Below are 20,836 nucleotides of genomic sequence, written 5' to 3' on the forward strand. Positions count from 1 at the left end.
GTTATTTGATATGTCCATCATTTCTTTATTGTTAAGATGCGGATGGTTAACCTTATGTGCCACTCATCTTTTTATTTCACTTATTTGCATTAGTAGCGGCTACCAAAGACAAGGAATTAGCGATCATAATGAAAACTCCGGTTTCTCCTACTTCGTTGCTCCCGTTGAGTGCGGATCAATTAACGCGTTTGCAGGCGGCAACCGGTGATTTTTCGCCTGCACAGCTTGCCTGGTTGTCCGGTTATTTTTGGGGACTGCTGCAACAGCCGGCAGAACTATCGCCATCAGGCATCGCGACAGGCTCCGCCAGCGCGGGCTCACCGGCGGCAACCGCCGCTCCGGTTCCAGGTATCACCCTGATTTCCGCGTCTCAAACCGGCAATGCCCGGCGGGTTGCCGAGCAACTGCGTGACGATCTGCTGGCGGCGAAACTGACGGTCAATCTGGTTAACGCGGGCGACTATAAATTCAAACAAATCGGTCAGGAAAAGCTGCTGCTGATCGTGACGTCGACCCAGGGAGAAGGGGAGCCGCCGGAAGAAGCCGTTGCCTTGCACAAATTCCTGTTTTCCAAAAAAGCGCCGCAGTTGAAAGATACCGCGTTCGCTGTTTTGGGGCTGGGCGATACGTCATATGAATTTTTCAGCAAGGCGGGTAAAGATTTTGATCACCGCCTTGCCGAACTGGGAGCGGAACGACTGCTGGATCGCGTGGATGCCGATGTGGATTATCAGGCGGCTGCGGAACAGTGGCGGCGCCAACTGGTGGATCTTTTGCAGGCGCGTCTGCCCGCACAGAGTGAGGCCGCGGTACAGGCCAGCACCCGTGGCGCGCTGGATGAAATTACCAGCAGCCCCTATAGCAAGACGGCTCCTTTGCACGCCGTATTGTCGGTGAATCAGAAAATTACCGGACGTAACTCAGAAAAAGATGTACGTCATATCGAGATCGATCTGGGCGATTCAGGCTTGCGTTACCAGCCTGGCGATGCGCTGGGCGTGTGGTTTGATAACGATCCCGCGCTGGTGCAGGAAATTCTCGAACTGCTATGGTTGAAAGGCGATGAACCGGTAAACGTTGAAGGAAAAACGCTAGCGCTATCGCAGGCGCTGAAAAGCCACTTTGAGCTGACGCAGAACACCGCACCGATTGTTGAAAAATATGCCGCGCTGTCCCGTGATGAAACGTTGCTGGCGCTGGTGAGCGATAAACCCGCGCTGCAACAGTTTGCCCAACGAACACCGCTGGTGGACATGGTGCGCCAGGCGCCGGTGGAACTCACGGCTGAGCAGTTGATCGGCCTGCTGCGCCCGCTGACGCCGCGTTTGTATTCCATCGCGTCTTCACAGGCCGAAGTGGAAAGTGAAGTCCATATTACGGTTGGCGTCGTGCGTTATGACATTGATGGCCGTGCGCGTGCGGGCGGTGCTTCCGGCTATCTGGCCGACCGCCTGAATGAAGACGATGAGATTCGGGTCTTTATCGAATATAACGACAATTTCCGTCTGCCGGCCAACCCGGAAACGCCGATCATCATGATTGGCCCCGGGACGGGGATTGCGCCGTTCCGCGCTTTTATGCAGCAGCGTGAAGCCGAGGGCGCGGAAGGCAAAAACTGGTTGTTCTTCGGCAATCCGCACTTTACCGAAGATTTCTTGTATCAGGTTGAATGGCAGCGCTACGTAAAAGACGGCTTGCTGACCAACATTGATTTGGCGTGGTCACGCGATCAGGCGCACAAGGTGTATGTGCAGGATAAACTGCGGGAAAAAGGCGCGGAAGTCTGGCGCTGGCTTCAGGAGGGGGCTCACCTGTATGTCTGTGGCGACGCCAACCGAATGGCGAAAGATGTCGAACAGGCATTACTGGACGTGGTGGTTGAGCACGGTGGTATGGATATCGAGCAAGCCGACGAATTTTTAAGTGACCTGCGCCTTGAGCGCCGTTATCAGCGAGATGTGTACTAATGAGCGAAAAATTATCTGTAAGTGAAAAACATCCCGGCCCATTAGTGGTGGAAGGGAAACTCGCTGATGCCGAACGTCTGAAACGGGAAAGTGACTTTTTACGCGGTACGATCGCCGAAGACCTGACGGATGGCCTGACCGGCGGCTTCAATGGCGACAACTTTTTACTGATCCGTTTCCACGGAATGTATCAGCAGGACGATCGCGATATCCGTGCCGAGCGTGCCGAGCAGAAACTGGAGCCCCGGCATGCGATGATGCTGCGCTGCCGTTTGCCCGGCGGAGTGATCACGCCAAAACAGTGGTTGGGCATTGATAAATTTGCGGCTGAAAATACGTTGTACGGCAGTATCCGTCTGACCAACCGCCAGACGTTCCAGTTTCACGGCATCCTGAAGTCGAATGTGAAACCCGCGCACCAGTTGCTGAACAGCGTAGGGCTGGATTCGCTGGCAACCGCCAATGATGTGAACCGTAATGTGCTGTGTACCTCGAATCCGGTGGAATCCGAACTACATCAGCAAGCCTATGAATGGGCGAAGAAGATCTCTGAGCACTTGCTGCCGCGTACCCGCGCCTATGCCGAAATCTGGCTGGATCAGGAGAAGGTCGCCACCACGGACGAAGAGCCGATTTTGGGGGCGACCTATCTGCCGCGTAAGTTTAAAACCACCGTGGTGATCCCGCCGCAGAACGATGTGGACCTGCATGCCAACGATCTCAACTTTGTGGCGATTGCCGACAATGGCCGTCTGGTCGGGTTCAATGTGCTGGTTGGCGGCGGGCTGTCGATTGCGCACGGCGATAAGGCAACCTATGCGCGCACGGCCAGTGAGCTGGGCTACATTGCCGTTGAGCATACGCTGGCGGTTGCGGAGGCGGTGGTCACGACTCAACGCGACTGGGGCAATCGTACCAACCGTAAGAACGCTAAAACCAAGTACACGCTGGAGCGCGTTGGTGTTGAGACGTTCAAACAGGAAGTGGAAAAGCGGGCCGGTGTGAAATTTGATGCGATTCGTCCGTATGAATTCACCGGGCGCGGCGATCGTATCGGCTGGGTCAAAGGCATTGATAACAAATGGCATCTGACGCTGTTTATCGAGAATGGCCGTATTCTGGATTATCCGGGACGTCCGTTGAAAACCGGTCTGGCGGAAATTGCTAAAATTCATAAAGGCGATTTCCGTTTGACGGCAAACCAGAATCTGATCGTTGCCGGCGTCTCCGCGCGTAGCAAAGCGAAGATTGAAGCGCTGGCGCGCGAACACGGTCTGATTGATGATGGCGTGACCGAGCAGCGTAAAAACTCCATGGCCTGCGTATCGTTTCCAACCTGTCCGCTGGCGATGGCGGAAGCGGAGCGTTTCCTGCCGACATTCGTCACCAGGGTTGAAAATATCATGCAGCAGCATGGCGTCGGCGATGAGCATATCGTTCTGCGCGTAACGGGATGCCCGAACGGCTGTGGTCGCGCGTTGCTGGCCGAAATCGGCCTGGTGGGGAAAGCGATTGGACGCTATAACCTGCATCTGGGCGGCAACCTCGAGGGAACGCGTATTCCGCGCATGTATCGCGAGAATATCAATGAAACCGAGATCCTGGCCGAGATTGATCGGCTGATTGGCCTCTGGGCGAAAGATCGTCACGATAATGAAGGTTTTGGCGATTTCACCATCCGTACCAACATTATCAAACCGGTGCTGGACCCCGCCCGCGATTTTTATGACTGACAGGAGATCCTGATGTCTGAACTTAATCTTGACGCGCTTAATGCCTTGCCGAAAGCGGAGCAGACTGCTGCGCTGGCTGCCGTGAATGAGCAGCTTGAGTCGTTGTCTGCGCAGGAAAGGGTCGGTTGGGCGCTGGAGCATCTGCCGGGGGAATATGTGCTTTCCTCCAGCTTTGGGATTCAGGCGGCGGTGTCGCTGCATTTAGTGACACAGCTACGACCGGAGATCCCGGTCGTTCTGACGGATACCGGCTATCTTTTTCCGGAAACCTATCAGTTTATTGATGCGCTGACCGATCAACTGAAGCTGAACCTGAAGGTGTATCGTGCCGCTCAGTCACCCGCATGGCAGGAAGCGCGTTACGGTAAACTATGGGAGCAGGGGGTTGAAGGCATTGAACAGTACAACCAGATAAACAAGGTCGAACCCATGAATCGCGCGTTGCGCTCACTCAACGCGCAGACGTGGTTTGCCGGGTTGCGGCGGGAACAATCCGGCAGCCGTGGGCATCTGCCGGTGCTGGCGCTTCAGCGCGGCGTATTCAAATTCCTGCCGATTATCGACTGGGACAATCGTCAGGTTTACCAATACCTGAAGCAAAACGGTTTACGCTATCACCCGCTGTGGGATCAGGGCTACCTGTCCGTGGGGGATACGCATACCACCCGTAAATGGGAGCCGGGAATGAGCGAGGAAGAAACGCGATTTTTTGGGCTCAAACGCGAATGCGGGCTTCACGAAGGATGAAGCGTTAATGCTGCAAACGTCGTCGTAGCGTTAATGATGGTTTCTCGTTGAATAATTTCTGGTAATCGCTGGAGAATTGCCCTAAATGCCAGAACCCCCATTGCATTGCGGCATCCTGAACGGTGTGGTGCTGGGAGTATGGACTGGTGAGTTCACGGCGTACCGCATTGAGGCGGATGATTTTAAGCCATGCATTAGGCCCTATCCCCAATTCGCTGTGAAAGGTATTTTGTAATGTACGCCGGCTGACATGCAGTTGTCGGCATAACTCGAGAACGGTCACCGGTTCTGACGTTTGGTTCAGCACGTATTCACGCGCAAAAGAGATCAGTTTTCGATGATTTCTGTTCTGTGCCCGATCGGAAGAGGGTTGTACGTTTTCCAGAAAGGAAATGAGCGTTGTCAGCAGGTTATGTTTGAGCACTTTTCCCGCATTCTTTTGTTTTATCAATTGCGGGGAGTGGTAGCCATATCCGAGTGCGTGACGAATAAACGCGCAGAGCGTTGCTTTTTTGTGGGGGTCCATCATCAACGCGGCTCCCTGATTTAAGCGCTGGGTCAACCATTCCGGGTCATTCAACGCGTCGATATACTGATAGAGCACATCATGAGAGATCACCACCCCCATGATGGAAAAATCATCGGGCGTCGTTAACTCAAACTCTTTGCCGCCAGGACTGACGGCAATGGAACATTTGTCTAATCGCTGTGATCCAATAAACCCCATGCTTTCCTGAGCAGCGGGAATGCCAAACCAGAAAGAGCCCGGCCACACCATGCAGGACTGGCGTAATGCGAGATTGGTATATTCATGACAGAGTTGAACGCCGTCTAACAGCAACTCCTGAAGCTCTCCGCGGAAATGACCTGGCGAGACCTGATCGTAAAGCTGTTGCCAGGCCGTAATGGAACAGGATTGTGTGTAAACGTCCTGAGTTGAATACTGATGTATGTTTTGAGCTTCGCTCAAGGAAGACAACATCTTTTCTGGAGGAGAAACCAGAGCATCAAGATGGTGTAGATGGGTAAGGTTACCTGTCCTCATGTGCACTTACCTCCAATAAAACAATATGATACGTATCACGTAACCCTCATGTCCGGGCGCCGCTGTCGAGCCGATACGTTATCTTTGGTTGCCGCGCGCGGTTGACGGCGGCGGCAACGTGGCTTTCATTGATTCTTAAACGATACGAAACATATCCACCATCACGCAACGACGTATACGCACAAATGTGCGCGCTGACGTCACGCCTTCCCCGGTGGGCGTTGAAATGGTCATGGATGTACAGCCTTCGCCGCCCAAACCCAACCCCGCGATACAGGGGCCGTTCTTCACAAAGATACTGGTATTGATAGCGCTGGCCATTTTGTGCAGGTTATTGATATTGGTCGAATGCATTGCGGCGGTGTGACGGCAGCCGCCTTCCAGACGCACTGCCAGCTCAATGGCTTCCTGCACATTACTCACGCGTACCACCGGAAGGACGGGCATCATCATTTCCGTGATGGCAAACGGGTGGTTTGCGTCGGTCTCAGCCAGCAGCAGGCGAGTCTGTTCGCCGACATGCAACTCAATCGCTGCCGCGATTTTTGATGCATCGCGTCCGACCCAATCGCGGCTGACCCGTCCTTTGCCATTCTCATCAATATCGGTGAGTAAGACAGGCAGCAGCTGTTTTACCTGTTCGTCGTCCAATAACACGGCCTGATATCTCTGCATTTCTGCCAGTAGCTCATCAGCAACGCTGTCAACGACGATCACGACTTTCTCATCAACACAGATGATATTGTTGTCAAACGACGCGCCACGAACAATCGCCCGCGCGGCGCGGTGAATATCGGCGGTTTCGTCCACGACAACCGGGGGATTGCCCGCACCGGCGGCAATCAGCCGCTTGTCAGTATGTTTACGCGCCGCTTCCACTACCGCCTCACCGCCGGTGACGACCAGCAGGCTGATACCGGGATGACGGAACAGGCGCTGGGCTGTTTCAATATTGGGATCTTCCACGGTCACCAGCAGGTTCTCCGGTCCTCCCGCCGCGACGATCGCTTTGTTCAACAGACTTATGGTGTGCAACGAAACCTTTTTTGCCGAGGGATGAGGAGCAAAAACGATGCTATTGCCCGCCGCAATCATACTGATTGCATTATTGATCACGGTTGCCGCCGGATTCGTCGAAGGCGTGACCGAAGCAACCACGCCCCAGGGCGCGTTTTCAATCAGCGTCAGGCCATTGTCTCCGGTCACTACTTTCGCCGACAGGCTTTCCGTTCCCGGCGTGCTGCGTGCCTGAGACACGTTTTTGGCATATTTGTCGACAACGCGACCCATGCCGGTTTCCGCTACGGCCATCTCCGCCAGTACCTGCGCATACCGCTCTCCGGCCTGACGGATTGCCGCGATTACGCTTTGACGCAAGACAACGTTATCCAATCGCTTCTGGGCCAGAGCCGCGGCGTTAACGGCATCGTCAAGCGATTCAAATACGCCGTATTGTGCATCAAACTCGACAAACGGGTGTGCCGGGGTGCTTAGCGCTTGTGTTGACAGTTCCATATGCGCAATCCTCTTTTTATATCAATGAGATAAAACCTAACCGGTTCATAGTGAGCGAAGGTGAATACGGAAATCCCACTATCAACGTGAGGTACAGCGAATCCACCTGGTAGTCGAACGTGATCGCACGAACACATCATCTGTCTTACGCTTGTCCGTTGCCCGGTGGGCTGTAGGCATGTTGCGATGAATCAATGAAAGGAAATATCAAAAATCGGCAAACTCTTTACAACTTTGACGCATGTCATACACTGATTTTCAACTTCTGTGATCGTTAGGGCATTTCATTGCATGGCGTTCGCGGGTTTTAGCCTGATTTTGTTTGTTGTTATTCCATTACGGAACTTGTCATTCCAATTCGGCATTTCATAAGAGTGATATCCGCACCGTATAGTCGCTTTATCTATTTTTTTGCTTAGTTAAGGCGTTTGTGAACTATCTACCTTTATTCGCTGACCTTCGGGGCCGCCCTGTGCTGGTGGTCGGCGGCGGTGATGTCGCCTCACGTAAAATTGGACTGTTGCAACGTGCCGGCGCTGAGGTGAAGGTTGTCGCACAGTCGCTGGCGGACGATCTGGCTGAGCAGCACGAAGCAGGCAAGATTCAATGGCTGGCCCAGCGTTTTACGCCGGAATTGTTGTCCGGCGTGTTTTTGGTCATTGCCGCAACGGATGACGCCGCGTTGAACGCTGCGGTATTTGATGCTGCCAATCAGCGCCATCTGCTGGTTAATGTGGTGGACGATCAACCCAGGTGCTCCTTTATTTTCCCCTCGATCGTCGATCGCTCCCCGCTGGTGGTGGCGATTTCGTCGGGAGGGCAAGCGCCGGTACTGGCGCGCCTATTGCGTGAAAAACTGGAGGCGCTGCTGCCCGCCAGTCTGGGAACCATGGCCGGGATCGCGGGTAGCTGGCGCGATCGCATCAAATCTCGATTGCATTCGATGAGCGCGCGCCGCCGTTTCTGGGAACGGCTGTTTGTAGGACGTTTCGCCACGCTGGTTTCCGCAGGGCAACTCTCGCAGGCAGAGGACGAACTGCAACAGCAATTGCATCAACAGTACGATGAACAACAACAGCCGGCTGCGACACGCGGTGAAGTTGTGCTGGTGGGCGCCGGACCCGGCGATGCCGGGCTGCTGACGTTGCGTGGTTTGCAGGTCATCCAGCAGGCGGATGTCGTGTTGTATGACCACCTGGTGAGCGATGACGTATTGGAGTTGGTACGCCGTGATGCCGAGCGCATCTGTGTAGGCAAGCGCGCCAGCAACCATTCTGTCTCTCAGGACGAGATTAACCAACTGCTGGTGACGCTGGCGCAGCAAGGCAAACGGGTGGTTCGCCTGAAAGGCGGCGATCCGTTTATTTTTGGGCGTGGCGGCGAAGAACTGCAAAAGGTAGCGCAGGCAGGCATTTCCTTTCAGGTGGTGCCTGGCGTGACCGCCGCGGCCGGCGTCACCGCATATGCTGGTATCCCGTTGACCCATCGGGATTATGCCCAAAGCGTGGTGTTTATTACCGGGCATTGCCGACCTGATGGCGATGCGCTGAATTGGTCGACGCTGGCGCGTGGACGCCAGACGCTGGCGATTTATATGGGAACGGTGAAAGCGGCAGAAATCAGTCAACAGCTGATTACGCACGGTCGCTCGGCGGAAACGCCCGTCGCCGTGATTGGACGCGGAACCCGACACGATCAGCAGGTATTGGTCGGTACATTGCAACAGTTGGAACAATTGGCCCAGCAGGCGCCGACGCCGGCCCTGCTGGTGATTGGTGAGGTGGTGAATTTGCATCATCAGATCGCCTGGTTTGGTCAGCAAACGCTGGCGGCGCGGCAAGATAGCCGTCCGGCGGTAGTGAATTTGGCTTAAGGAATGGTTATGGACGAGAAACGACTCACTCATTTACGGCAGCTCGAAGCCGAGAGCATTCACATTATCCGTGAGGTTGCGGCAGAGTTCGGCAATCCGGTGATGATGTATTCTATCGGTAAAGATTCCTCGGTCATGCTGCATCTGGCGCGTAAAGCGTTTTATCCGGGATCGCTGCCGTTCCCGTTGCTGCATGTGGATACCGGCTGGAAATTCCGTGAAATGTACGAGTTTCGCGATCGGACAGCGCAAGCCTACGGCTGTGAGCTGTTAGTGCACCGTAATCCTCAGGGCGAGGCGCTCGGCATTAATCCGTTCATCCACGGCAGCGCCAAACATACCGATATCATGAAAACCGAGGGATTAAAGCAGGCGCTGGACAAATATGGTTTCGATGCCGCGTTCGGCGGCGCTCGCCGTGATGAAGAGAAATCTCGCGCCAAAGAACGCATTTATTCATTCCGCGATCGTTTTCATCGCTGGGATCCGAAAAACCAGCGTCCTGAACTGTGGCATAACTACAACGGTCAGATTAACAAAGGGGAAAGTATTCGCGTTTTCCCGTTGTCCAACTGGACTGAACTGGATATCTGGCAATATATCTATCTGGAAAATATCGATATTGTGCCGCTCTATCTGGCGGCGATGCGTCCGGTTCTGGAACGTGACGGCATGCTGTTGATGGTGGATGACGATCGTATCGATTTGCAACCGGGCGAAGTGATCGAACAACGTATGGTTCGTTTCCGTACGCTGGGCTGTTGGCCGCTGACGGGCGCGGTGGAGTCAAACGCGCAAACGCTGCCGGAAATCATCGAAGAGATGCTGATTTCCACTACCAGTGAGCGTCAGGGACGGATGATCGACCGCGATCAGGCCGGTTCAATGGAGTTGAAAAAGCGTCAAGGGTATTTCTGAGGAGTCGTCGAATGAGCCAGCGCGTTGTAAAAGATTTGGTCGTAAAAGATGCGGTTGTAAATAACAGTACCATCGCAAAACAGATTGCTGAACAGGGTGGGGTTAAAGCCTACCTGCATGCTCAACAGGATAAAACACTGCTGCGTTTTCTGACCTGCGGCAGCGTCGACGATGGCAAAAGTACGCTGATTGGCCGTTTGTTGCATGATACCCGCCAGATTTACGAAGATCAGCTCACCACGTTGCACAGTGATAGTAAGCGTCTGGGCACGCAGGGTGAGAAGCTGGATTTGGCCCTGCTGGTTGACGGGCTTCAGGCTGAGCGTGAGCAGGGCATCACCATTGATGTGGCGTACCGGTACTTCTCCACGGAAAAACGTAAATTCATTATTGCCGATACGCCGGGACATGAGCAGTACACCCGCAATATGGCCACCGGGGCATCAACGTGCGAACTGGCTATTCTGTTGATTGATGCGCGCAAAGGCGTGCTGGATCAAACGCGTCGTCACAGTTTTATTGCTACGCTGCTGGGCATTCGGGATCTGGTGGTGGCAGTGAATAAAATGGATCTGGTGGACTATCAGCAGACGGTTTTTGAACAGTTCAAGCAGGACTATCTGGATTTCGCCCAGCAGCTACCGGCCGATCTGAATATTACCTTTGTGCCGATTTCCGCGCTGGATGGCGATAACGTCGCCACGCCGAGCACCACGATGAGCTGGTATACCGGGCCGACGCTGCTTGACGTGCTGGAAACCGTCAATGTGGCGCAGCGTAGTCTGAAATTGCCCATGCGTTTTCCGATTCAGTACGTGAATCGACCCAATCTGGATTTCCGCGGTTATGCGGGAACGCTGGCATCGGGGATAGTCCGTGTGGGGCAGCGCGTTAAAGTGCTGCCTTCCGGGGTTGAATCAACCGTCAGCCGAATCGTGACCTTTGATGGCGATCGACAACAAGCGCAGGCTGGAGAAGCCATTACGCTGGTTCTGGCGGATGAAATCGATATCAGCCGCGGCGATCTGCTGGTAGACAGCAGCGAAACGCTGAAAGCCGTGCAGAATGCACTGGTGGATGTGGTGTGGATGGCAGAACAACCGCTGGTGCCGGGACAAAGCTACGATATCAAGATTAGCGGTAAGAAAACGCGCGGCCGGGTAGAGAATATCCAGTATCAGGTGGAGATTAACTCCCTGACGCAGCGCGTCACGGAAAATCTGCCGCTCAATGGGATCGGGCTGGTTGAGCTGACCTTTGATGAGCCGCTGGTGCTGGATAATTATCAGCAAAATCACGTGACTGGCGGCATGATCTTTATCGATCGTCTGAGTAATGTCACCGTGGGGGCGGGCCTGGTAAGGGAACCCATCGAACAGGTTTATCAGGAGCCCGGCGCATACAGTGCGTTTGAACTGGAACTGAATGCGCTGGTTCGACGTCATTTCCCACACTGGGGCGCCCGTGATTTGCTGGGAGGAAAATAACGTGTCTTCAGGCCGTCCATCATCTGCCGATGAGAATGTGGTCTGGCATTCACATGCCGTATCACGCAAGGCGCGCGAGCAACTGCATGGTCATCAGGGCGTCGTGCTCTGGTTTACCGGACTTTCCGGGTCCGGTAAATCAACGCTGGCGGGCGCGCTGGAACAGGCGTTGCATCAGCAGGGGGTGAGCACTTACCTGTTGGATGGCGATAACGTGCGGCACGGTCTGTGCCGCGATCTGGGATTCAGCGATGACGATCGGCGGGAAAATATCCGCCGCGTCGGCGAAGTGGCCAAACTGATGGTTGACGCCGGACTGGTTGTGCTGACCGCTTTCATCTCACCCCATCGCGCCGAGCGTAAAATGGTGCAGGATCTGCTGGATCGCGGGCAGTTTATTGAAGTGTTTGTCGATACGCCTTTGGCGATTTGCGAAGCTCGTGACCCCAAAGGGTTATACAAGAAAGCCCGTGCGGGTGAACTGCGTAATTTCACGGGGATCGATTCGATTTATGAAGCCCCCGAAGCGCCGGATATTCATCTGGATGGCGAACAATTAGTAACAAATTTGACGGACCAATTATTAGATCTGCTGCGTGGCCGAGCTATTATCAATCTCTGACGTTTTCGCCACTCTACCCAATAGATTTCACGATTTGTAGAGTGATGCGGGAGAATAATGGGAAAGATGATGCCGAATGCCACGCAGCTAACGATCAGCAAAACAAAACCGATACGAGATGATGAAGATCGGGTTTCGTATCCCTTTATGGGAGCGGTAGCGGGTTTTTCTTTTTATTGGCTGGCTTTCACGCTCCCTTTTCTGGTGTATGGCTCCAATACCACGTTGTTTTTCATGCTCTACACCTGGCCTTTTTTTCTGGCCTTGATGCCGCTGTCGGTGCTGATGGGGGTCGGGCTCAGTTTTATGCTGGGGGGAAACGTCTTCTATACCCTCTCTGCCACAGGGCTGTCAGTGGTGTGCCTGTTCTGGCTGGTGTTCTCCTTCCTGACCGGCTGGTAGGTGACCAGCCCACGTATCGGCTGGCCGCATACCGGATCATCCTTACACATCAACGTCTTTTATAAACGCGTCTTACAGCACTTTGCTCAGGAAAGCGCGCGTACGCGGATTACTGGGATTGGTAAAGATCGTTTCTGGTTTATCCTGTTCCTGAATGATCCCCTGATCGATAAAGATCACCCGATCGGCAACTTCCCGGGCGAAGGCCATTTCATGGGTGACGATTACCATGGTCATGCCTTCCTGAGCCAGCGTTTTCATGACCGCCAGCACTTCACCCACCAGTTCAGGGTCCAGCGCGGATGTTGGCTCATCAAATAACATAATGGCCGGTTCCATCGCCAGGGCGCGGGCAATCGCCACCCGCTGCTGCTGGCCGCCGGACAGGCTGTTTGGCCAGGCGTCGATTTTATCCAGTAATCCGACTTTCTCAAGCAATGCCCTGGCGCGTGCTATAGCCTGCGAACGGGATAATTTCTTGACGTCCATCGGCGCCATAATCAGATTTTCCAACACGGTCATGTGTGGGAAAAGATTAAAGCGCTGAAATACCATACCGACGCTTTCACGCATACGGTTCAAATTGGTTTTCTGATCGTGAATGGCAAAGCCATTGACGGTGATCTCGCCTGCTGACGGCGTTTCCAGCGCATTGAGACAGCGCAGGAACGTACTCTTTCCTGAGCCGGATGGGCCAATCATGCAGATCACTTCCTGATGGGCGATATCACAGGAAATACCGCGCAGGACGTGTGTGTCGCCAAACTTTTTTTGCAGGTTATTAACGTGAATCACTTTTACCGAACCTCGTTTCCATATGCCGAACCAGCAGTGAGAGCAGAAAAGTAATAACCCAATAGACGAGAGAAATCGTCAGGTAGGGTTCCCAATAAGTAGCATAGGCACCGGAAACTGTGCGGGCGGCGTAGGCGAGATCGGCCAGGCCGATTGCCGAGGCCAGCGAAGAATCCTTCACGATGGCGATCGCGTTATTCCCCAGCGGCGGCAGCATGCGACGGAATGCCTGCGGGAGTATGACTTTCCGCATCGTCCGGCCATAGCTCATCCCCAGCGAACGCGATGCTTCCATCTGACCGCGATCGATAGACTGAATGCCGGCACGGAAAATTTCGGAAACATAGGCGCCGGCGTTCAGGGTGATTGCCACGATGCAGGAGAGAAATGCGCCATAGTCGGAACGCAACGTACGGGCGAAATCCACGGACATGATGTTGCTGGTGACCAACAGACCATCACGCGGATTGATAAATAGCGGCACCAGCGCAAAGTGTACCACCATGATTTGTACAAACAGCGGCGTTCCCCGGAACGCGCTGATATAGATGCGGACCGGCCATTGCACGCCATAATGCAGGATGTATTTCCAGGGGCCGTGCGGCGCCTGCGCCAATCTCCCCAGGCCAAGCGTCAGCCCCCAGCAGGTGCCAAGGATGACACAGATAAAGGTGCATTTTATGGTCATCCAGGCACCCTGCGTAAATAACGGTGCGTACTCCTGAATGATCTCCCAACGAAATCCCGTCAAGATTGTTTCCTTTCGTGAATAGACTAACGTAATGGTTTGCTATTGATGCCGGGCGGGTGATGCCCGTCCGGCTGATGCGTTTATTCTACTGAAGGTGGTGCAGTTATGGTTTCCAACTGGCAGATTATTCGGCAGGCAGAGCCGGTACATCGCTATCGAACCAGGTTTGATAGATTTTGGCATAGGTGCCGTCGGCAATAATCTTCTTCAGGCCGGCATTGATCTTGTTGCGCAGTTCATCATTGCCTTTGGCAACGGCAATACCAAAATACTGACGCTCAAACTTGGCATCGGAAACCAGATTGAATTGTTTTTCAGGGTGGGTCTTAATGTAAAACTTCACCACGCCGACATCGCCGATCGCGGCGCCGATACCGTCTTCATACAACTCTTGCAGCATTAACGGCGTATTATCGAAACGTTTAATCGCCGTGCTGTTTTTGCCCAGCACATCGGAAACGACTACATCGCCCGTACTGGAATTGACAACGCCGACTTTGTGGTTTTTCAGCGCCGCGATTGAGTCGATAGCGGAGTCTTTAGGCACGACGATGGCCTGTTCGGCGGGGAAGTAAGGGGCTGAGAAATCAACCATTTGTTTCCGATTATCGGTAATCGTTATCCCGGAAATGATAATATCGCGATCGCCGGAGTTCAGGGTGGCGAAAATACCTTCCCATGGTGTGTTGATCAGCTTGATATTAAAGTTTTCCGTCTTGGCGATCGCCTTGATGATATCAATATCAAAGCCTTCCAGCTCTTTCTGTGCGTTTTCGAATTCAAACGGACGGTAGGTGCCTCCGGAACCAACGACATAGGTAGGTTCTGCGGCAAATACGCTGCCAGACATGACTGTGGCACACATCGCGCCAATCAGTAACAGTTTTTTAAACATGAGATCTCCTGGTGTTTGGTTGAGTTTCTTCTGTGTGTATGCACTTTTTTTATGCATTTTGTCTGCATAAAAATACACAGATAGTGCTAAGGGTTCAACTTACGTCTCTGTTTAACCGGATATTTGCTGATGACCACACGGTACGGGATTGGCCTGTCGATAGGCGGTATGGATGAGTAAAACGCTGTAATGAATATGGTTATTCATGCCTTTGTCTTCCATTGATGAACCGGGACGAAGGCGCTCATTGTGAGTATCCTGACGTGAATCTTTCCGTCTGCCGCCTGACGGTGTGGAGTCGAAGCAAAAGTTATGGGATGATTAGGCGTTTTTTCAGGGGGCGGGATGGGAAAACTTACGCTGTTATTATTGGTGTTGCTTGGCTGGCTTCAGTATTCACTGTGGCTGGGCAAGAATGGTATTCACGACTATGTGCGGGTAAAAGATGATGTTGTTGTCCAGCAGGGGAACAATGCCAAACTGAAAGCCCGTAACGAACAATTGTTTGCCGAAATTGACGATCTTAACGGCGGGCAGGAAGCGATTGAAGAGCGTGCGCGCAATGAACTGGGCATGATTAAGCCTGGTGAGAACTTCTATCGTCTGGTGCCGGAATCCAGCCATCGTACTGCGACGACGTCTTCATCCTTACCTAACAACACATCGCGCTAAACATGCTAAAACAGAGTGCTTCCCAGCCAGAGATTGTCGCTGTCCTGCCTGCTGCCGGTAATGGCAGCCGGATGCAAAGCGACTGCCCTAAGCAGTACCTGACCATTGGTAATAAAACCATTCTTGAACATGCCGTGAGCGCGCTGTTATCCCACCCGCGCATTCATCGCGCCGTCATTGCCATTAGCGCCGACGATCTCTCATTTCATACTTTACCTATTGCCCGCGATCCCCGCGTCAGTGTGGTTGTGGGGGGAAAACAGCGCGCCGATTCTGTATTGGCGGGGCTACAGGATATTGCGGATACGGAATGGGTATTGGTACACGATGCCGCGCGTCCCTGTTTGCATCAGGACGATCTGGAACGGCTGCTGAGTCTGGTTGGACACAGTGATGTGGGTGGAATTCTGGCGGCGCCGGTTCGTGATACCATGAAGCGTGGTTCAGGACAGATTATCAAGCACACGGTTGATCGCAGCGATCTATGGCATGCGTTGACGCCACAGCTGTTTCCGTCCGCGTTGCTGAAAACCTGTTTACGACGCGCCTTAAACGATGGCGTGGTGGTCACCGATGAAGCGTCGGCGCTGGAGTATTGCGGCTATTGCCCACGGATTGTCAGCGGTCGGGCTGATAATATTAAGGTGACCCGTCCGGAAGATTTGGCATTGGCTGAATTTTATTTAACGAATTTGCACCACAATCATACGATTGAATAAACATAAAAGGAGAATGCGCAATGCGTATCGGTCACGGTTTTGATGTTCATAAATTCGGTGGAGAAGGACCGCTGGTGATCGGTGGCGTGCGTATTCCCCATACTCAGGGATTATTGGCGCATTCCGACGGCGATGTTGTGCTGCATGCGGTGACGGATGCCTTATTAGGGGCGGCGGCGTTGGGCGACATCGGTAAGTTGTTTCCTGATACTGACCCGGCGTTTAAAGGCGCAGACAGCCGTGGATTATTGCGGGAAGCGTGGCGGCGAATTATTGAGAAAGGCTACCGTCTGGGAAACCTGGATGTCACGATTATCGCCCAGGCGCCTAAAATGGCGCCGCATATCCCGCAAATGCGCGTCAATCTGGCCGAAGATCTACAGTGCCATATGGATGATGTAAACGTTAAAGCCACCACAACGGAACAGTTGGGTTTTACCGGCCGGGAGGAGGGGATTGCCTGCGAAGCCGTGGCGCTGCTGGTAAAAAATGAAGCGGGTGAAATCGTCGCATGGTAAGTACGCTCTGATGGTAACGATGGATAATAGCGAGCCGCTAATCTGGCTGCATGGCAAGCCGCAGGCGTCAGGGGTGCTGAAATCCGCAGCAGAAGATTTCAGGGTGATTGAGGATCTGGGATTTCAGCCTGATGGTGACGGCGAGCATATTCTGGTTCGTATTCGTAAGCGCGGCTGCAATACGCAGTTTGTGGCCGAAGCGCTGGCAAAGTTTTGCCGCCTGCCTCAACGCGAAGTGAGTTACGCCGGGCTGAAAGACCGTCATGCCGTTACGGAACAATGGTTCTGCCTCCATATTCCCGGTAAGGCATCACCTGACCTGAACGCCTTCGAGCTGGAAGGTTGTGAGGTACTTGAATTTGCGCGTCATCGTCGTAAATTGCGTATTGGTACGCTGCAAGGTAATGATTTTTCGCTGGTGTTGCGTCAGATCAGCGATCAATCAGCGGTGGAATCCCGTTTACGGCTGATTGCTGAACGAGGGGTGCCTAACTATTTTGGTAGCCAACGGTTCGGCAAAGACGGAAATAATCTTGAGCAGGCTCGTCTCTGGGCGAACAACGACATTCGGGTAAAAGAACGCGCTAAACGCAGTTTCTATCTTTCCGCCAGCCGTAGTGCGTTGTTTAATCAAGTGGCTGCCGCCAGGCTCGCTCAACAGCAGGCTAAAACCGTTTTGCCCGGCGATGCGTTACAATTGACCGGTCGGGGGAGCTGGTTTGTCGCCAGGCCGGATGAATTGGCGAGTTTACAGGCGAGACTTGATGCGGGCGAGCTTCAGGTAACCGCGCCATTACCCGGTGATGGCGCTCTCGGTACTCAGGATATCGCACTGGCCTTTGAGCAGCAAAGTCTGACCGGGCAAGAAACGTTATGGTCATTATTACAACGTGAACGGGTCGAACCCGCTCGGCGTGCGATCTTGTTGTATCCGCAGCGTATGAACTGGAACTGGCTGGATGAAAGTACGGTTGGGCTGACATTCTGGTTGCCTGCCGGCAGTTTCGCGACCAGCGTGGTGCGTGAAATTATCAACCAGCAACAGGGAACGGATATTGTTGCCTAATGTATTGCGGTTTATTTTTCTTGATCGGGTATCTTTGACGATGATGATGGGGTTAGCCAAATCTGAGGTTAGCGGAGAATGGTGAACAAACGCATGCAAACGTTGCTGGTGCAGTTGCGCCAGTTGGGAATACAGGATGAACGCCTGTTAAAGGCTATTGAGGCTGTACCCAGAGAACGCTTTGTTGATGAGGCGTTTGAACACAAGGCTTATGAAAATACCGCATTGCCGATAGGCTCCGGTCAGACGATTTCACAGCCTTATATGGTGGCGCGGATGACGGAATTACTGTGCCTGACGCCGGTTTCGCGCGTATTGGAAATCGGCACGGGTTCCGGCTATCAAACGGCGATTCTGGCACATCTGGTCAAGCATGTTTGTTCTGTTGAGCGCATCAAAGGATTGCAATGGCAGGCTAAACGTCGGCTTAAACAGCTTGATTTGCACAATGTTTCCACCCGTCACGGCGATGGCTGGCAGGGCTGGGCTTCCCGCGGACCTTTTGACGCCATTATTGTGACCGCGGCGCCGCCAGAGATCCCGAAAGCCTTGCTGGCACAGCTGGATGAAGGCGGCGTGATGGTTTTGCCGGTTGGCGATCAATCACAAACGTTGCAGGTTGTGCAACGTCATGCGGGAGAGTTCATTATCCAGTCTGTTGAAGCCGTTCGGTTTGTTCCGCTAGTCAAAGGCGAATTAGCCTGATACCGTTGCGATGGTTTTGTATTGTTATTAATTCATTAAAATTTCAATACAACTGTTTTATGGTACGAACTCATTGATATTGTTAGCATCAGATAATGATTGTTGTCACTCCTGTTTTGCTTATGCGCCAGTGATGAAGAAATGGCGAGCTTTTCGTTCTGACTGATGAACAAAAACACCTGATATCAGCTGCGCGACAATGGGTGCGAGGTGCAAATGTCTGAATTTATTAATGAATTTTATAGTTATAGGGGAATGGGCGCATGGGAAGCCGAATGATGAATTTGCGTCAGATTGCTGCTTGTATGGTGATTATCTTAGGCGTGGCCGGGTGTTCCAGCAATGACACCAAATCCGCACCGATAAGCAGTGTCGACGGAAATACGGGCAGCAGAACGTTATCTGCGTCCTCATCACGAACGACATCGGGTGACGCAGTGGCCACCACGAGTGATGGCCGAATTGTCTATAACCGCAGCTATGACAATATCCCAAAAGGAAGTTATAGCGGCAATAGCTATACCGTCAAGCGGGGCGATACGCTGTTCTATATCGCCTGGATTACAGGTAACGATTATCGGGACCTGGCGCAGCGGAATAATATTCCGGAACCCTACAGTCTGAATGTCGGCCAGACGCTGAGTCTTGGCAATGGTTCCGCCGGTACAACCGGCGGTTTGACCAGCGGCGGCGGTATGCTGGCCGCGACGGATGCGACGACGGGAGGCGTTCCGGTGCCGCCGTCAAGTTCGCAAATACAGACTACACCGGTTGATTCTCAGTCAACTAACGCGTATTCTGATAATTCGAGTAAACAGAATGTAGGTAAAATGTTACCTACGGCAGGGGCGACAGCCACTGCGCCTGTGACCGCACCGGCGAGCAGCAATGCAGGTAGTACTGCTGCTGTCGGCAGCTGGCGTTGGCCTACCGAAGGGAAAGTCATTGATAGTTTCTCTGCATCCGAGGGGGGAAATAAAGGGATTGATATCGCCGGTTCACGTGGGCAACCAATCATGGCTACCGCCAGCGGGCGTGTAGTTTATGCGGGCAACGCCTTGCGAGGTTACGGGAATCTGATAATCATCAAACATAATGATGACTACTTGAGCGCCTATGCCCATAATGACACTATGCTGGTCCGGGAACAACAAGAGGTCACGGCGGGGCAACAAATCGCTACCATGGGTAGCACCGGAACCAGTTCAGTTCGTTTGCATTTTGAAATTCGTTACAAGGGGAAATCCGTAAACCCGCTGCGTTTTCTTCCGCAGCGATAAATCGGGCAGAATATTTCGGTATTCTGCCATGGGATCACGGGTAGGAGCCACTTATGAGCCAAAGTACGCTGAAAGTTAACGAGTTACAGGAAGATGCTGATTTCGAAGAGAATGGACTTGATGTTTTTGACGATAAGGCGCTGGCAGAGGAAGAAACCGCTGATAATGACTCGGCTGAAGACGAGCTGTTAGCACAAGGGGTCCCACAGCGTGTTTTAGACGCAACGCAACTCTATTTGGGAGAGATTGGTTATTCGCCTCTTTTAACCGCTGAAGAAGAAGTCTATTTTGCCCGGCGCGCGTTGCGCGGCGATGTTCCGTCGCGGCGCCGGATGATCGAAAGCAACCTGCGACTGGTGGTGAAAATTGCCCGTCGTTACAACAACCGCGGGCTGGCGCTTCTGGATCTGATTGAGGAAGGGAACCTTGGTTTGATCCGGGCTGTTGAAAAATTCGATCCTGAAAGAGGGTTTCGTTTTTCCACTTATGCCACCTGGTGGATTCGACAAACGATTGAACGGGCAATCATGAATCAGACCCGCACGATTCGTTTGCCTATCCATATCGTCAAAGAGCTGAACGTTTATCTGCGTACGGCACGCGAACTTTCTCATAAACTGGATCACGAGCCGAGCGCGGAAGAAATTGCCGAGCAGCTTGATAAACCCGTTGATGATGTCAATCGAATGCTGCGTCTGAACGAACGTATCACTTCCGTTGATACACCGCTTGGTGGCGATTCGGAAAAAGCGCTGCTGGACATCCTGGCCGACGAGAAAGACAACGGACCGGAAGACACCACTCAAGATAACGATATGAAGCAGAATATCGTCAAGTGGCTGTTTGAACTTAACGCCAAACAGCGTGAAGTTTTGGCCCGGCGTTTTGGTTTGTTAGGTTATGAAGCCGCAACGTTGGAAGATGTTGGTCGGGAAATCGGCCTGACTCGAGAACGTGTCCGGCAGATTCAGGTTGAAGGCTTACGTCGTCTGCGTGAAATTTTGCAGGTGCAGGGCCTTAACATTGAAGAATTGTTCCGTGAATAACGTGAATAAAATACGGAGCCGACGCGGTATTCGTCAGAATAAAAAATGGTGGGGGTAACCCACCTTTTTTTATGGTGGCC

General features: G+C 53.0%; 20 protein-coding genes. 15 read left to right on the forward strand and 5 right to left on the reverse strand.

Annotated features, from left to right (window positions below):
• The first annotated feature begins 128 nt into the window (after positions 1-128).
• From cysJ to B4923_RS01805, 3 genes are read left to right on the forward strand one after another with little or no spacing between them, the layout of a single operon-like run.
• Positions 129-1,967, forward strand: a complete 1,839-nt coding sequence (gene cysJ / locus B4923_RS01795; RefSeq protein ID WP_109052632.1) for an NADPH-dependent assimilatory sulfite reductase flavoprotein subunit — start codon at positions 129-131, stop codon at positions 1,965-1,967.
• Positions 1,967-3,700, forward strand: a complete 1,734-nt coding sequence (cysI, locus tag B4923_RS01800; protein WP_109052633.1) for an assimilatory sulfite reductase (NADPH) hemoprotein subunit — start codon at positions 1,967-1,969, stop codon at positions 3,698-3,700. The genes cysJ and cysI overlap by 1 nt, the downstream gene beginning before the upstream one ends.
• Before the next feature lie 12 nt (positions 3,701-3,712).
• Positions 3,713-4,447: a phosphoadenylyl-sulfate reductase gene (locus B4923_RS01805; protein ID WP_109052634.1), complete on the forward strand. Its 735-nt coding sequence runs from the start codon at positions 3,713-3,715 to the stop codon at positions 4,445-4,447.
• 4 nt (positions 4,448-4,451) lie between these two features.
• Here B4923_RS01805 and eutR read toward each other — a convergent pair whose 3' ends face one another.
• Both eutR and B4923_RS01815 read right to left on the reverse strand, forming a co-directional pair.
• On the reverse strand, positions 4,452-5,492 hold the full coding sequence (gene eutR, locus B4923_RS01810; protein WP_109052635.1) for an HTH-type transcriptional regulator EutR: 1,041 nt from the start codon (positions 5,490-5,492) through the stop codon (positions 4,452-4,454).
• A gap of 135 nt (positions 5,493-5,627) precedes the next feature.
• Entirely contained in the window at positions 5,628-7,007 is a 1,380-nt protein-coding gene (locus tag B4923_RS01815) for an aldehyde dehydrogenase family protein (RefSeq protein WP_109052636.1), read from the reverse strand.
• Positions 7,008-7,437: 430 nt separating this feature from the next.
• Here B4923_RS01815 and cysG point away from each other — a divergent pair, with 430 nt between their 5' ends.
• From cysG to B4923_RS01840, 5 genes are all read left to right on the forward strand, one after another.
• Positions 7,438-8,880: a siroheme synthase CysG gene (gene cysG, locus B4923_RS01820; protein ID WP_109052637.1), complete on the forward strand. Its 1,443-nt coding sequence runs from the start codon at positions 7,438-7,440 to the stop codon at positions 8,878-8,880.
• Positions 8,881-8,889: 9 nt separating this feature from the next.
• The gene (gene cysD / locus B4923_RS01825) at positions 8,890-9,798 is read left to right on the forward strand and encodes a sulfate adenylyltransferase subunit CysD (protein WP_109052638.1); all 909 of its coding nucleotides are present in this window, start codon (positions 8,890-8,892) and stop codon (positions 9,796-9,798) included.
• Between the two features lie 11 nt (positions 9,799-9,809).
• A complete protein-coding gene (gene cysN, locus B4923_RS01830; RefSeq protein ID WP_109052639.1) occupies positions 9,810-11,285 on the forward strand; it encodes a sulfate adenylyltransferase subunit CysN in 1,476 nt (491 codons plus the stop codon).
• A complete protein-coding gene (cysC, locus tag B4923_RS01835) occupies positions 11,224-11,907 on the forward strand; it encodes an adenylyl-sulfate kinase (protein WP_211313911.1) in 684 nt (227 codons plus the stop codon). Before cysN ends, cysC begins: the two co-directional genes overlap by 62 nt.
• A gap of 69 nt (positions 11,908-11,976) precedes the next feature.
• A complete protein-coding gene (locus tag B4923_RS01840; protein ID WP_210732679.1) occupies positions 11,977-12,309 on the forward strand; it encodes a DUF3561 family protein in 333 nt (110 codons plus the stop codon).
• A gap of 72 nt (positions 12,310-12,381) precedes the next feature.
• On the opposite strand, the gene B4923_RS01845 is transcribed toward B4923_RS01840, so the two are convergent.
• The 3 genes from B4923_RS01845 to B4923_RS01855 all read right to left on the reverse strand — a co-directional run bounded on the left by B4923_RS01845 (position 12,382) and on the right by B4923_RS01855 (position 14,750).
• Entirely contained in the window at positions 12,382-13,104 is a 723-nt protein-coding gene (locus B4923_RS01845; protein ID WP_109052641.1) for an amino acid ABC transporter ATP-binding protein, read from the reverse strand.
• Positions 13,091-13,855 (reverse strand): amino acid ABC transporter permease, encoded by a 765-nt coding sequence (locus tag B4923_RS01850; protein ID WP_109052642.1) that lies wholly within the window; start codon positions 13,853-13,855, stop codon positions 13,091-13,093. Before B4923_RS01850 ends, B4923_RS01845 begins: the two co-directional genes overlap by 14 nt.
• A gap of 124 nt (positions 13,856-13,979) precedes the next feature.
• Positions 13,980-14,750 carry a basic amino acid ABC transporter substrate-binding protein gene (locus B4923_RS01855; RefSeq protein ID WP_109052643.1) on the reverse strand — a complete coding sequence of 257 codons (771 nt, stop codon included), beginning with the start codon at positions 14,748-14,750 and terminating at the stop codon, positions 13,980-13,982.
• Positions 14,751-15,095: 345 nt separating this feature from the next.
• Here B4923_RS01855 and ftsB point away from each other — a divergent pair, with 345 nt between their 5' ends.
• The 7 genes from ftsB to rpoS all read left to right on the forward strand — a co-directional run bounded on the left by ftsB (position 15,096) and on the right by rpoS (position 20,756).
• Positions 15,096-15,422 carry a cell division protein FtsB gene (ftsB, locus tag B4923_RS01860; protein ID WP_109052644.1) on the forward strand — a complete coding sequence of 109 codons (327 nt, stop codon included), beginning with the start codon at positions 15,096-15,098 and terminating at the stop codon, positions 15,420-15,422.
• A 2-nt stretch (positions 15,423-15,424) separates the two neighbouring features.
• Positions 15,425-16,141, forward strand: coding sequence for a 2-C-methyl-D-erythritol 4-phosphate cytidylyltransferase (gene ispD / locus B4923_RS01865; protein ID WP_109052645.1), 717 nt, complete (start codon positions 15,425-15,427; stop codon positions 16,139-16,141).
• 20 nt (positions 16,142-16,161) lie between these two features.
• Positions 16,162-16,659: a 2-C-methyl-D-erythritol 2,4-cyclodiphosphate synthase gene (ispF, locus tag B4923_RS01870; RefSeq protein ID WP_109052646.1), complete on the forward strand. Its 498-nt coding sequence runs from the start codon at positions 16,162-16,164 to the stop codon at positions 16,657-16,659.
• Positions 16,660-16,678: 19 nt separating this feature from the next.
• On the forward strand, positions 16,679-17,725 hold the full coding sequence (gene truD / locus B4923_RS01875) for a tRNA pseudouridine(13) synthase TruD (RefSeq protein ID WP_109052685.1): 1,047 nt from the start codon (positions 16,679-16,681) through the stop codon (positions 17,723-17,725).
• A gap of 78 nt (positions 17,726-17,803) precedes the next feature.
• The gene (locus B4923_RS01880) at positions 17,804-18,430 is read left to right on the forward strand and encodes a protein-L-isoaspartate(D-aspartate) O-methyltransferase (protein WP_109052647.1); all 627 of its coding nucleotides are present in this window, start codon (positions 17,804-17,806) and stop codon (positions 18,428-18,430) included.
• A gap of 275 nt (positions 18,431-18,705) precedes the next feature.
• Complete coding sequence (gene nlpD, locus B4923_RS01885; protein ID WP_170115993.1) at positions 18,706-19,710, forward strand: murein hydrolase activator NlpD; 1,005 nt, start codon at positions 18,706-18,708, stop codon at positions 19,708-19,710.
• Positions 19,711-19,763: 53 nt separating this feature from the next.
• On the forward strand, positions 19,764-20,756 hold the full coding sequence (rpoS, locus tag B4923_RS01890) for an RNA polymerase sigma factor RpoS (RefSeq protein ID WP_109052649.1): 993 nt from the start codon (positions 19,764-19,766) through the stop codon (positions 20,754-20,756).
• Positions 20,757-20,836 lie beyond the last annotated feature (80 nt).

Source organism: Brenneria roseae subsp. americana (assembly GCF_003115815.1).
GTDB lineage: Bacteria > Pseudomonadota > Gammaproteobacteria > Enterobacterales > Enterobacteriaceae > Brenneria > Brenneria roseae.